This window comes from Paenibacillus sp. MAEPY2 (assembly GCF_000499205.1).
In the GTDB taxonomy this organism is placed as follows: domain Bacteria; phylum Bacillota; class Bacilli; order Paenibacillales; family Paenibacillaceae; genus Paenibacillus; species Paenibacillus vandeheii.
Map to the genome: position 1 here is coordinate 1 of NZ_AWUK01000075.1, position 12,351 is coordinate 12,351.

At 42.7% G+C, this 12,351-nt stretch carries 13 protein-coding genes, 1 pseudogene and 1 other annotated feature; of the genes and pseudogenes, 11 read left to right on the plus strand and 3 right to left on the minus strand.

The genetic code is table 11. The features are described from left to right. From P364_RS0133935 to P364_RS0133960, 7 genes and pseudogenes are all read left to right on the plus strand, one after another. On the plus strand, positions 1 to 1,056 hold a 1,056-nt coding region (locus P364_RS0133935; RefSeq protein WP_024634410.1), incomplete at its 5' end, for an arsenical efflux pump membrane protein ArsB. Between the two features lie 25 nt (positions 1,057 to 1,081). After that, positions 1,082 to 1,501 carry an arsenate reductase (thioredoxin) gene (arsC, locus tag P364_RS0133940; protein ID WP_024634411.1) on the plus strand — a complete coding sequence of 140 codons (420 nt, stop codon included), beginning with the start codon at positions 1,082 to 1,084 and terminating at the stop codon, positions 1,499 to 1,501. Between the two features lie 68 nt (positions 1,502 to 1,569). Beyond that, on the plus strand, positions 1,570 to 1,635 hold the full coding sequence (locus P364_RS38845) for an arsenic metallochaperone ArsD family protein (protein WP_152532789.1): 66 nt from the start codon (positions 1,570 to 1,572) through the stop codon (positions 1,633 to 1,635). Continuing rightward, positions 1,623 to 2,570 (plus strand): annotated as a pseudogene (locus P364_RS0133945) (ArsA-related P-loop ATPase); the annotation flags it as partial. The gene P364_RS38845 and the pseudogene P364_RS0133945, both read left to right, overlap by 13 nt. Before the next feature lie 18 nt (positions 2,571 to 2,588). Continuing rightward, positions 2,589 to 2,879 carry a hypothetical protein gene (locus P364_RS35880; protein ID WP_052016891.1) on the plus strand — a complete coding sequence of 97 codons (291 nt, stop codon included), beginning with the start codon at positions 2,589 to 2,591 and terminating at the stop codon, positions 2,877 to 2,879. A 17-nt stretch (positions 2,880 to 2,896) separates the two neighbouring features. Then, the gene (locus P364_RS0133955; RefSeq protein WP_024634413.1) at positions 2,897 to 3,334 is read left to right on the plus strand and encodes a protein-tyrosine phosphatase family protein; all 438 of its coding nucleotides are present in this window, start codon (positions 2,897 to 2,899) and stop codon (positions 3,332 to 3,334) included. 546 nt (positions 3,335 to 3,880) lie between these two features. After that, entirely contained in the window at positions 3,881 to 4,282 is a 402-nt protein-coding gene (locus P364_RS0133960; protein ID WP_024634414.1) for a DUF3888 domain-containing protein, read from the plus strand. Between the two features lie 167 nt (positions 4,283 to 4,449). Here the strand turns inward: P364_RS0133960 and P364_RS0133965 are convergent, their stop codons facing one another. After that, positions 4,450 to 5,826, minus strand: a complete 1,377-nt coding sequence (locus P364_RS0133965) for a PepSY domain-containing protein (RefSeq protein WP_152532787.1) — start codon at positions 5,824 to 5,826, stop codon at positions 4,450 to 4,452. A gap of 134 nt (positions 5,827 to 5,960) precedes the next feature. Then, positions 5,961 to 6,263, minus strand: coding sequence for a hypothetical protein (locus tag P364_RS0133970; protein ID WP_152532788.1), 303 nt, complete (start codon positions 6,261 to 6,263; stop codon positions 5,961 to 5,963). 152 nt (positions 6,264 to 6,415) lie between these two features. Between P364_RS0133970 and P364_RS0133975 the strand changes: the two genes are divergently transcribed. Beyond that, the gene (locus P364_RS0133975) at positions 6,416 to 7,153 is read left to right on the plus strand and encodes a hypothetical protein (protein ID WP_024634417.1); all 738 of its coding nucleotides are present in this window, start codon (positions 6,416 to 6,418) and stop codon (positions 7,151 to 7,153) included. A 429-nt stretch (positions 7,154 to 7,582) separates the two neighbouring features. On the opposite strand, the gene P364_RS38550 is transcribed toward P364_RS0133975, so the two are convergent. Then, complete coding sequence (locus P364_RS38550; protein ID WP_268870931.1) at positions 7,583 to 7,714, minus strand: hypothetical protein; 132 nt, start codon at positions 7,712 to 7,714, stop codon at positions 7,583 to 7,585. Positions 7,715 to 7,926: 212 nt separating this feature from the next. Further along, positions 7,927 to 8,170 (plus strand) — a binding site (T-box leader). A gap of 109 nt (positions 8,171 to 8,279) precedes the next feature. On the opposite strand from P364_RS38550, the gene P364_RS0133995 reads away from it, so the two are divergent. From P364_RS0133995 to P364_RS0134010, 3 genes are all read left to right on the plus strand, one after another. Then, complete coding sequence (locus P364_RS0133995; RefSeq protein ID WP_024634419.1) at positions 8,280 to 10,145, plus strand: alanine--tRNA ligase; 1,866 nt, start codon at positions 8,280 to 8,282, stop codon at positions 10,143 to 10,145. 622 nt (positions 10,146 to 10,767) lie between these two features. Continuing rightward, entirely contained in the window at positions 10,768 to 11,277 is a 510-nt protein-coding gene (locus tag P364_RS0134005; RefSeq protein WP_024634420.1) for a TetR/AcrR family transcriptional regulator, read from the plus strand. Between the two features lie 253 nt (positions 11,278 to 11,530). Beyond that, positions 11,531 to 12,154, plus strand: a complete 624-nt coding sequence (locus P364_RS0134010; RefSeq protein WP_024634421.1) for a TetR/AcrR family transcriptional regulator — start codon at positions 11,531 to 11,533, stop codon at positions 12,152 to 12,154. The last annotated feature ends 197 nt before the right edge of the window (positions 12,155 to 12,351 follow it).

Below are 12,351 nucleotides of genomic sequence, written 5' to 3' on the forward strand. Positions count from 1 at the left end.
TGGGCTGCCTTACATATGGCCAAGGCTGCTCACGGCAATGGTGTGCGAATGTTTGTTTACGTCGCCATTCTGGGTGCTGTGGTATCTGCCTTTTTTGCCAATGATGGAGGCGCACTGATTCTGACGCCAATTGTTCTAGCGATGGTACGGGCGCTGAATTTCGATGAGAAAAAAGTATTTCCATTCATTATCGCCAGTGGTTTTATTGCCGATACGACCTCTTTGCCACTGGTTGTAAGTAACCTAGTCAACATTGTATCTGCTGACTTCTTTGGCATTACATTTATGGAGTATGCAGGAAGGATGTTTGTTCCGAATCTGTTCTCACTGGTGGCTAGTATCGGCGTGCTGTATCTCTTTTTCCGAAAGAGTATTCCAAAACGCTTTGATGCGAGTGAATTGAAACCTCCGGTAACTGCCATTAAGGATATGAAGATGTTTCGGTTGTCGTGGGTGGTGTTGGGGGTTCTGCTTGTTGGATACTTCACCAGTGAATTTATCGGAATTCCCGTATCCCTTGTGGCCGGTGTTGTCGCGATATTCTTCCTGATCATGGCTTCCCGCAGTTCTGCTGTGCCGACTACATTAGTAGTCAAGGAAGCGCCGTGGGCCATCGTATTCTTCTCCATTGGTATGTATGTCGTGGTCTATGGTCTACGTAACGTGGGTTTGACCGATCTGCTGGCCGTAGTCATACAGGCTATGGCCGATCAAGGATTGTTTGCTGCAACGATTGGTATGGGCTTTATTGCGGCAATCATTTCATCCCTGATGAACAATATGCCGACCGTGCTGATTGATGCGCTTGCCATTGATGCAACAACGGCTACGGGGACTGTTCGGGAGGCGCTCATCTACGCCAATATTATTGGATCGGACTTAGGTCCCAAGATTACGCCGATTGGCTCACTGGCGACACTGCTCTGGCTTCATGTGCTTAGCACCAAAGGTGTTAAAATCTCATGGGGTACGTACTTCAAGACAGGTATCATTATCACCGTTCCGACTCTGCTTATTACGCTAGTGGGTCTGTATCTGTGGTTAAGCATTCTATAATTCAAACAATGAGGAGACGATGAACATGAGTAAAAAAACACTGTACTTCCTGTGCACAGGCAACTCTTGCCGGAGCCAAATGGCTGAAGGCTGGGCCAAGAAATATCTGAGTGAGGACTGGAACATTTATAGTGCAGGAATCGAGGCACACGGTCTAAATCCAAAAGCAGTGGAAGCCATGAAAGAAGTTGACCTGGATATTTCAACTCAAACTTCCGATATCATTGATTCAGTGTTGTTGAACAACGCTGATTTTGTAGTCACGTTGTGTGGAGATGCCGCAGATAAATGCCCAATGACGCCTCCACATGTGAAGCGGGAACACTGGGGATTTGATGATCCTGCCAAAGCGCAAGGTACAGATGAAGAGAAATGGGCTGTATTCCAACGGGTCCGTGACCAGATTGGGGAGCGCATTAAAACGTTCGCTGAAACCGGTAAATAATACAAAACTGCCGGGAGAGTTCTTTCCCGGCTTTTCCATTTTCGAGAGGAGTGTTTGCTTTGAAAATAATGGAGATTTATGATCCTGCCATGTGTTGTTCTTCAGGCGTATGTGGCCCAGTCAAATTCCTCTAGCGCCGTTTAACATCACTGGAATTGAGCATTTGCGTCATTTCTTCGATGCCCCAGAGGTTAGGCTGGTACAGGAGAAAAATTTAAATCCTTCGTTGGTTGTCCCCTTACAACATCTCATAGATGATATGGAAAACACAGGTATCCGAGTGATTTTCACCATGGGAAAAGGTGGCGTAGGCAAAACAACAGTTGCATCAGCTATTGCAGTTGGTCTGGCAGAGAGAGGTCACAGGGTACATCTGAGCACAACCGATCCCGCTTCCCATCTGAGTCATGTGCTGGAACAAGAGACAGACAACATCAATACGAGCTGTATTGATCCGAAGGTCGAACTAGAACGATATAAAAAGGAAGTTCTGGCGCAGAACAAGGATTCTTTGGATGAGGATGGTCTAGCTTACTTGGAAGAAGATTTAAGATCCCCTTGTACTGAAGAAATTGCAGTTTTCCGTGCATTTGCCAATCTGGTTGAACGAAGCAGCGATGAAATTGTGGTTATCGATACGGCTCCAACAGGGCACACGTTACTTCTTCTCGATGCAACAGAAGAGTACCATAAAGAGATTTCCCGTTCTGCAGGTGTCATACCCGCTGCGGTTCAGCATTTGTTACCACGACTTCGTGACCCGAATGAAACAAGTGTTGTCATTGTTACACTCGCAGAGGCTACACCATATTATGAGGCATTTCGTTTGGAACAGGACTTACAGCGGGCCAGTATACCAACCAAGTGGTGGACCATTAATCAAAGTTTTGCCGTGACAGACACCACGGACCCCATACTTAGCGGACGGGCCATAGCTGAACAGGAATGGATCCAACTGATTCATAAAGCTTCGGAGGGAAACATTGTAATTATTCCGTGGGAATCCAAAGATGTAGTTGGATATGACAACCTAAAGTTCTGGACTGAAGTAAGCCCAAGTGAAGTTTAGAGAGGAGGATGATCGACGATGGTGATTACCGATGAAGCAAAAGCCTATATTGAAGAAATGATGAGAGAAGCAGGCGTGCATAAGCTTCGGTTTGCCATGGTTTGCGGAGGGTGCTGTGGACCCAGTTATCAACTAGGACTCACGGATTCTTTAGAGAATTATCTAGTACAGGAGATTAATACAATTCGCGTTGCAGTCGATCCTGAGATTGTAACCACTGTAGAATCGATTACCTTGGATGTGGAACGATATGATGATGGACTTGGACCGTCGTTAGCGGAGGCTCAAGCTGCTGTTAAGAACAACTAGAGAAGGGGAGAATAACGATGTCTAACTATCATGAACTGGTTAAAGGCAAAGTATATATCGGAGGAGCAGATGCTGCTCTAAGTGCAATTAAGGAGCAAGGTATAACGGATGTATTTGATCTCCGAGATGATGGTAATGCGCAAGAGGGGCTTCCTGTTTCAGCAAACCGACATCACTATCCAATTGTTGAAAATCGGAATGATCAGGAAGAATCTCTCAAGTCAGCCATTCAAGCCGTGACTGAAGCTGTCCAAGAGGGCAAAAAAGTATTCTTTCACTGTGCTGGTGGCCGGAACCGTACTGGAACAGTAGCTACAGCTCTTTTGATGAATCTGGGTGAAGCTACAACAGTTGAAGAAGCTGAAAAACTGGCCATGGCGAGACGCCCGGACATTTCAATCAAGCCCGAAATGCGTAATGTGCTGAAGAATATGTATGAAGCAAATAACAGTTAATATCATTTTGAGCCCGCTGTTAGTGAGATAATCAGAGGTGACAAAGATGTCAAAAATAAAACACTTCAAAAATCAATTAAGGCTTATGTCAAAAAACTAAGTTTTTTTAATACCCGTTAATCTGTGATATGATGAGATGTCGCGGGACAAGAACTTGTTCCATTCAAAGTCGCTATTATAGCGGCTTTTTTGTTTTAAGGAACCAAGTTCTTGTCCCAAGCTGAGGACAAGAACTTGGTTCCTTTGCCGAAAAGGACAAGAACATTGTGTCATTTCGGATTAGGTAGTTATCTAATATTATTATGACAGAACTGATGTGGCGAGATAAATAAACAATTTCCTTATTTAAAGATTTTTATATTAGGAAACAGGTTCTTGGGATGTAGGCAAGAACTGAGTGTCATTGCTGAAAAGATTGAAAATAGGGTACCATTGTCGATTAGAACATTTGTCTGTTTTATTATGCTAACGGGCAGGATAACATAATAAATTCTCCTCATTTAGTGAAAGCTACCCTTAAAAATGCTGAGGATGAGGGTTTTAGAAATGAAAATATGTATCGGATCACTGCTAATAGTCATCATTTTCTTTGTGACAATACAGCCAGTTTGTGCAAAGCCAAACGATGAACCATTGAAACGGCTTGTACTTACTTTGTTAGCTCCAAAAATACAGGAACAGATTAACCAATACTATACAAGTAAATTAACTGTATCACCTACGTTTGCGCCTTTTTTGGATGGAACTGATGTAGACGTTAGATATCATTCTTCGCATATTGATGTTCAGGTTAAAACAATCCCGTACGTAGGACCTCATTTGGATGTTGGACTCGACTCGATGAGGTTTAGTATAGATAACTCCGGATTAGTAGTGGTTTTTGAGTATAAGCACATTAGGGATTATGACTTGCCTCCTAACTGGCAAGAAATTATTAAAACTCGTTAAACTAACAGGAAACGATAGTTCAATACTCTAAGAAGGTAACCGATTCTCATTTTTTATGTTGGGCTTTCGGTGACATAAGTAAGTAACAAAGAAGGTGAGCCAAGATTGACAAAAAATTAAAGCAGCCCGCAGCAAAGGTATTCGTGGGGCTGCCTTTTCAATTGTGGTTATAAGTTGTAATTAATGCCTTCGCCAGCGCCTGTGCCGGCGTTGATGTATACATGAGAAACGCCTTCAATCCCAGTGACGGGAAATGCATATACGAGCTTGTCGTTGCGGAGCTCCAGCTTTGGCTTACCCGAAACGTTAACATTTGGACCAAGCTTCGCTGAGGCTTGCTCCGCTGTAAGTTTCGGGTGAATGGGGAAGGTTTTATTGTAATGGGTAAAATACTTAGACGCATCAAAGCTCTTTAACGCACCGGTACGGCGATCAAATTGCCATACGACTTTCATCTGTGGAATGGAAACTTGCTCCCGGACCGGAATATACGTGAGATAAATGGAGGTTTCTTTTATCTCTTTCGCTACTAATGTCAGACGTTCGTCAGACCAGCGAGCCATCCAGGTGTCCGCAACCGCGACAACCTGCTTTAAGTCCATAGATTGCTCTACATCTCCTTTTTCGGAGATCGAGCCGTTGCGTCTCACTTGGAGCACGTGTCCGCTTTTACTCAGTGTTGCAATATAGGAGCTGGTTGGTTTCCCATCGGTGTCCGATAAATTGAAATCCATGACTTCTCCGAACTCGGGGCCGATCCCGCCGGAGGACATGTGGACGATTTGCTTACCTACTCCTTTATTCCAAGCCTCGCCCATGAAAATTTTCGCTTTGGCCGCAAGCTCTGTAGCCTTGTACGTGGTTTCCCCGGCGAACACGGTTCCTGGCTTCAGAGGTATGTAAGGATTCTGGTTGTACAGGAACTCGTTAAAGGCTTTATTGCCGGACGTAAAGACCGAGTCGAGTTGAGACAAGGCCTCTTCCATTTCGGTCGAAATCTGTTGTATATCTGATAAAGAGGAATCAACAGCTTTCTTTCTCATCTGCTCGAGATACGGTAGGGCGGTACTCGCGAACGTTCTCAAGCGCTGAATTTGTTCTAATTGATCCGGGTTGAGCGACATTCCCTTCTCGCTGGCGGGATAGGCCAAGTAGCGGCTGCCGTCCGTGATAAATGACTCATACGAGGACCAAGATGGAAACTTCATTGTAACGGATCCGATCCTTACATATTCCAAGATAAAATTGGCATGTTCAATTGCAGATTGAAGTGCTGCTTGCCGATCTGCAATCGTAGATGCCGCAAGAGCCTCCGCAAGCGCATAGTCGAAATCGCGCAGGTAGATCGCTTGCATATGCGACCAGTATTGCGTATTGCGCTGTTGTTGCTGCTTCCATTGTCGATTATCCTGATGCTCGGTATAACTGAAATACGCGCCTGCTAATGTCGTCACGCAAAGCAGGCCGATGATGGATTTGGTGCGAATGTTCATGTCAATTAAAACTCCCGTCTTTGTCTTCATAATGCTTACCCACTTTAACAAAGATGAGAACACAGTTTAATGAGTAAATTTTACCAATACAAATCGCTAGTCCATTACGCCAACTCTTCATGCATAAGGCTGATGAAAAGCACATTAGAGGTGGGAAATAGTATCATTAAGGCGTTAGATTCCTATTATTGAATTATCTCTTCAGGAACGCCTACAGTGACGACTTCAAGTGTCTCATAGTTTATGAGGAGGAACACTTCTGTATCTTTATCTTCTGTCAAATGTCCATATAGCCCAACGTCCGTCCCGAGATCGGGAGGATTTAACTTGTGGCGTGTAAATTCAAAGTTGAGATTGTATTTTTCTTTAAAGTGTGTTTCTCCTGCTTCTATAGCCTTGTTGATCGCTTGAGTATTTTCGCGTGAATCAGATACGAAACTACAACATGCCATGATTAGGACAAAACAAACAAAAATTAATACATTCAAAGATTTATCTTTTCGTATAATGTCCATTCCGTAACAGACAGGAAGCCCTCGATTGGGAGAAAGCGAATGCTATGAGTCAATGGAAAAAAGGCAATTCAATGAGTAGACATCTACAACCACGTCCATGGGAAAAATAGAGGGAGATGAGTGTATTGTATCTAAAAGCATTTGATCTAGATTTGCCTTATATAATTGATGATGAAAATGTCGAATCAATAATGAAAGAAGAAAATTGTGAATATGACGATGCGACAAAAAAGGATTACGAGTTAAATTGGAAATGGAAACGGCGTTCATTTAGTTTGGAGACGCGTTGTATAACTGCTATGTTTGAACGTTTATTCGGAAAACAAAAAACGAAAGATTGTTGGAAAATTCTTGTGGATTGCGTTGAAAACATTTCGGATGAGAGAATTATTAATAATTCAGGAGTCTGTGTAGTTCAAATTAAATTTAATTTGGATGACTTCAGCGTAAAAAATGAGACAGAGAAAAAAAGAACGACGCTCCAACTGCTTATGAATGGAATTGAAAAACTGGTTTCGGATAAAAACTGGGATATTACACCATTTAAAGAGACTGCTCTGAAAATTGAAGAGTTAGGGTATGTAAATGAGTGGGTCTGGAAGAAAGTTATCAAGAGTCCTAAAAAGAACTATAGTGCTAAGGTTATTTGTCAACACAATGTAGAAAGCATGGATATATACCTTTCTATTATGCACCGAGACGGAACACAAATACTGTTAGAAAAAGTGATTTCAGAACTTCCGAATGAATTCGCCTATGCTAGGCATCTAGGTGAGCTTAAATGGATATCTGATTCTGAAGTTGCTTTAATTGATGAAGATAATGATGGGATGGTATCAATAAATCTAGAGAAAGTAAAATAAATTATTAAAAAATCGACAACACGACGGGGGCCTGGGAGGCGGCATTGCTGATTGGAATCGCCTTACCGGCCATCGACGGAGTTTTCGAAATTAAGGAAGGGGAAATCTTATTGATTGAGCACAGTTGAGTAATCTACACGTTTTAAGCTAACGGGAAACGATAGTTCAATAATACAAAGAAAGCAGCAGATCAATGTGATCGGCTGACTCAGATTATTCAAGAACTGTCGAGGGACAAGAACTTGTTCCTATTTCCGTAGATAGGGCTTCCGTTCACGCTATCTCATCTATGATTTACTGCTGCATCTTAAACGGATTATTGTTAAACGAAAGCTATTCTATCTGCAATTTAGGAGGTCAAAAATTGAGTCTCTTTAATAAAGACGGCGATAGAAGGAGATATCGCTTCCAGGGAGGGGACTGCTAATCCTATAACACGGTTAATGGAGGGGTTAATGGTTTTACCAGGATATTCGCTGGCTCAGCCGGTAGAATCATCGAAGGTACGATGGATACTCCAATGCCTGCCTCAACCATGGAGATAATAGTTGAATTCCCCACCCAAGTTTGTTGTACCTCCTGATTATTTCACAGGTAAACAGGAATGTGGAATTGAGGTTGGGGAGAATTATAATTTGGCTAAAGTCAGAGGATGCGAAGCAACCGAATTGCCAAAGCTAATGGTAGAATCGACAGACTTATACCTTATAAAAAATAGTGGAATTAATTGACAGAACAAGTTGAGTGTGATAGCATTTGGTTTAATTTAAAACGAAAAGGCTATGAAGAGAAATAGTAGGTATTAGGGATCTCACAGAGAGAAGATGGTTGGTGCGAATCTTCATTGATCTAATATTGAAGCAGTCTCAGAGCTGTGAACCGAACAGAGGAATCTTAGTAGGCTTCAACGGAGTTCCACCGTTATTCAGGAAACAATATCGGAGATATCCCGTATTGATCGAGTGCAGAGAAATCTGAATTTAGGTGGTACCACGGACATAATCGTTCGCCCTAAGTTGACATAAAATATGTCAGCTTAGGGCTTTTTTTGCTTTATTCTTTTCGTTTAAACATATGCAAAATCATTTTCCAAGAATAAACAATAATTAAAATGGAGGTATTGAGCATGGTTAAAATGACACCAGATGAGCTAAGAAAATCATACATTGACTTTATGAAAGGAATAGGGGCATGCCAAGTACCCTCTTCTAGCTTGTTACCAGAAAATGATCCCTCAACGCTTTTTACGGGAAGTGGAATGCAACCTATGGTTCCATATTTATTGGGGGAAAAGCATCCGATAGGTAATGACATTACTAATATTCAGAAGTGTATAAGGACAGGCGATATTGATGAAGTAGGAGATACGTCGCATCTGACATTTTTTGAAATGATAGGTCGATGGGAGTTTAAAGCTAATGAAAATAACTATAAGAAAAAGCAAATCGATGCCGTATGGAATTGGCATATTAAAGAATTAGGAATTGATCCTGGCAGACTATATATCAGTGTGTTTATAGGAAGTGATGATTTAAATATACAGAAAGATACGGAATCCATTCAAATCTGGTCAGAAAAATTTAAATCAGTTGGTATAGAACCTATCGTTGAAGATGATCCGTATCAATATGGGGCATCTAGAGGTGGGAAAATATTCTTATACGATGAAAAAGAAAATTGGTGGAGTCGATCCGGAAGTCCATTGAATATGCCTGTTGGTGAACCCGGTGGGCCTGATAGTGAAATGTTCTACGATCTTGAGCCAGACGGTGATTCACTGGATCATCCTGCTTCTGAAAGCGAGAGGTTTTTAGAAATTGGGAACAACGTATTTATGTGTTACAAAAAAGAAGACACAGGATTTGTAAAAATGAAAAGACCCAATATTGATTATGGAGGTGGATTAGAACGGGTTGCAACAGCCCTTAACGGTGACAAGGATATCTATAATACGGCTTTCTTCCTTAATCCCAAGAAAAAATTGATGGAGATAAGTGGTAAACAATATAACGACGATTTGAAGTCGTTTAGAATCATACTTGATCATGTGAGAGCGGCTACTTTTCTAATTAATGATGGTGCGGAGCCAGCGAATAGTGATGCAGGCTATATAACAAGAAGGTTATTAAGAAGAGCCATTCGAGCAGGTAAAAAATTAGGTATACAAGGCAGTTTTGTGGGTGAGTTGTCTGAAGTTTATATCGATGAAGCAACAGCTTATGAAGATTTGACGGGTAATAAAAAGAAAGTTATCGAAATAATAAATAAGGAAGAAAATCTGTTCTATAGAACTTTACAGCAAGGAGAACTTGAAATACAAAAACATCTTAAGAATAAGGGTAAAGTTACAGGTGCAGATGCCTTTTATTTTTACGAAACATATGGGTTTCCCTTGGAGTTGACGGAAGAGTTTCTAACTGAAAGTGGATATAGCATGGAGGACAAGGAGTCTTATATAGAGGCGGCAAAGAAACATGCTGAAAAGAGCAGAACTGCTTCTGTGGGTAAATTTAAAGGAGGACTCGCTGAACATTCAACAGAAACAACAGCGCTGCACACGGTATCTCATTTATTACTTGCTGGTTTAAGGGAAGTTTTAGGTGATCATGTTCATCAACAAGGAAGTAATATTACTTCAGAACGATTACGGTTTGACTTCAACCATGATGAAAAACTTACGCCAGAGCAAATAGCTGAGGTGGAAAAGTATGTGAATAATGCGATTTCATCAAAAGCAGTTACCTATATTTCAGAGATGCCTAAAATTGAAGCGAAAGAAAGTAATGTTGAAGGGAATTTTTGGGATAAATATCCGGATATCGTTAAGGTGTATACAATCAAAGATAACGAAGGGAAAGTTTGGAGTCGAGAAGTATGTGGAGGACCTCATGTAGAAGATACAACAAACTTAGGAAAGTTCAGTATTAAAAAAGAACAATCTTCTGCTGCTGGAGTTAGAAGGATTAAAGGAGTAATTAATAAAAACGCGTGAGTTGCCGGGAATCCAGGATGAATGATAAAGCCGGCAATCGAAGAGGGTTTGACATCGCTTGGCCTTTCCGTTGGCGGTACCGAAGCACAAAGAAAAAGCAATTCGGATTAAATCCGAATTGCTTTTTTACTGCAACGGTCGAGGGACAAGAACATTGTTCCATTCAAGTCGTTATTACAGCGGCTTTTTTGTTTTAAGGAACCAAGTTCTTGTCCAAAGCCAAGGACAAGAACATTGTGTCATTTCGGATTAGGTAGTTATCTAAATAGTTTCGAGTGGAACTCATGTGGCGAGATAAAAGCACATTAATATAAGACTTCGCTTAAATAACTATTTTTTTGTATCAGGAACCAGGTTTTTTCTGACCTAAGGCAAGAACTCAGTTCCATGCGGAAGGATTAAGAACATGGTGCCAATGTCGATTAGAATATTATCTTCCCCTGTATTTCCTTGCGCCTTCATGTTGTTCTGGCCTTCTCCAATGTCCCTTTTACTATCTTTCTGTATTTCTGGCAAGGTTGAAATCCTGCGAATAAGTGAGCATTCGTGAGAAAACTAAATCGTACCGAGGGAGTTGAACGGTTTAGTTGAACTTCGTCGCAGAGAAGGGGGTGGCCCCGGCATGAATCTTGATGACATTCGCGCACGTTCTTGCGCCAGTCGTAGTCAGATTTACTACTACTTTGAAGATCGCGAAGATCTCGTTCATGCCGTCATCGATGCCACGACCAATATGGTCCTAGGCAACCAAGGCGAGTTGCTCCACGGTTTAGACACTTGGGCCGGTATCGACTACTCGTTTCAAGCACTTGTTCAGCATGAGATCAGCCGAGGTGGATGCGGTGGATGCCCAATCGGCACCCTCGTCGGGCAACTCGCTGAGAGAGACCAAGATGCCCGCGCTGCAATTGCCGCGGGCTTCGACCAATGGGAAGCGCATTTACGCGACGGCCTGACCCGCATGAAGATTGAGGGCAAGTTGAGCAAAGACGCAGACCCCGCTACGTTGGCTACTGCTACGATGGCAAGTATTCAGGGGGAACTACTTCTCACTCAGGTCCGCCGTGATCCTTGCCAACTACGCATTGCACTTGATGCAGAACGCAGCAACCTTTATCTCGCAAAGTCCTGAGGAGTAAGACAAGCGGTATCAACGAGTGACCGTCTACAGCTCGCCCTGATAGCAGCTGCAGCTCACATGAGCGGCCATCCTCGCCGGGCTGGAACACGGCCAACTCGCGCTGCCTGCCGCTTATGGCCCACTGCATGGTTCCGTTTCCCCGCTCATCCAGATAGCATGCACAGATTCAGGAATCAATTAAGGGTACGCCGACGTTGAACTGTATTTTATGGATTGGTAACTCCATTTTTGGTATACTACATTCATGGAAAAAACAATGGATATACAAAAACCAAAACATCGCTTAACCAAAAAGGGAAGAGAGACCCGCACACGTATTGTTGCTGCAGCAGCCAAATTGATGTTTGAGCGTGGTGTTGCTGGTACAAGCGTAGAAGATGTGCAGCAAGAAGCCGGGATCAGCACCTCACAGTTGTATCATTATTTTAAAGATAAGCGTGAGCTTGTTCTGGCTGTTATTGTGTATCAGACGGAGCTAGTGATGAGTGAGCAGGAGCCTTTGCTGAGCAACCTTGACAGTATGGAAGCACTTCGAACTTGGCGTGATGCGATTGTGCAGTTACAGATTGAACGTCAAGGAGGCTGTCCAATAGGCTCTCTCGCCAGTGAGCTCTCAGATACGGAACCATCGGCTCGTATTGAATTAGCGACCGGATTTATGCAGTGGGAACTTGCGATTCGCCAAGGACTTCGTGCGATGCATGAACGGGGCGTAATAAGAGCCGATGCCAATCCTGATAAATTGGCACTAGCATTGTTAACGGCAGTTCAAGGGGGACTTCTCCTCACCCAGTGCTATAAGGAAAGGAGCCCGTTAGAAGTAGTATTAGACGTAATGCTTGAGCACATTGCTAGTTTTACCATCTGAGTACAATCAGTAGAACCGGGAGGACATTAATTACGTCCCCATAAATCAAATTCACATAGGGAATATAAGAACGAACGGTCACACCGGGACTGACCCCCGTTGGTAAGACAGGGATCAAAACACGTTGCAAGTCTAAGCGGCCTGTCATCGGAAATCAGACGGCGACTGGCTATTTAGTCTCGAACGGTCTGTACCAC

What these genes read in the sequence shown, in the direction of transcription:
- P364_RS0134010 (WP_024634421.1), top strand. Translation starts at nt 11,531, where the DNA reads ATGGAAAAAACAATGGATATACAAAAACCAAAACATCGCTTAACCAAA.
- P364_RS0133960 (WP_024634414.1), top strand. Translation starts at nt 3,881, where the DNA reads ATGAAAATATGTATCGGATCACTGCTAATAGTCATCATTTTCTTTGTG.
- arsC (WP_024634411.1), top strand. Translation starts at nt 1,082, where the DNA reads ATGAGTAAAAAAACACTGTACTTCCTGTGCACAGGCAACTCTTGCCGG.
- P364_RS0134005 (WP_024634420.1), top strand. Translation starts at nt 10,768, where the DNA reads ATGAATCTTGATGACATTCGCGCACGTTCTTGCGCCAGTCGTAGTCAG.
- P364_RS0133995 (WP_024634419.1), top strand. Translation starts at nt 8,280, where the DNA reads ATGGTTAAAATGACACCAGATGAGCTAAGAAAATCATACATTGACTTT.
- P364_RS35880 (WP_052016891.1), top strand. Translation starts at nt 2,589, where the DNA reads ATGGTGATTACCGATGAAGCAAAAGCCTATATTGAAGAAATGATGAGA.
- P364_RS0133955 (WP_024634413.1), top strand. Translation starts at nt 2,897, where the DNA reads ATGTCTAACTATCATGAACTGGTTAAAGGCAAAGTATATATCGGAGGA.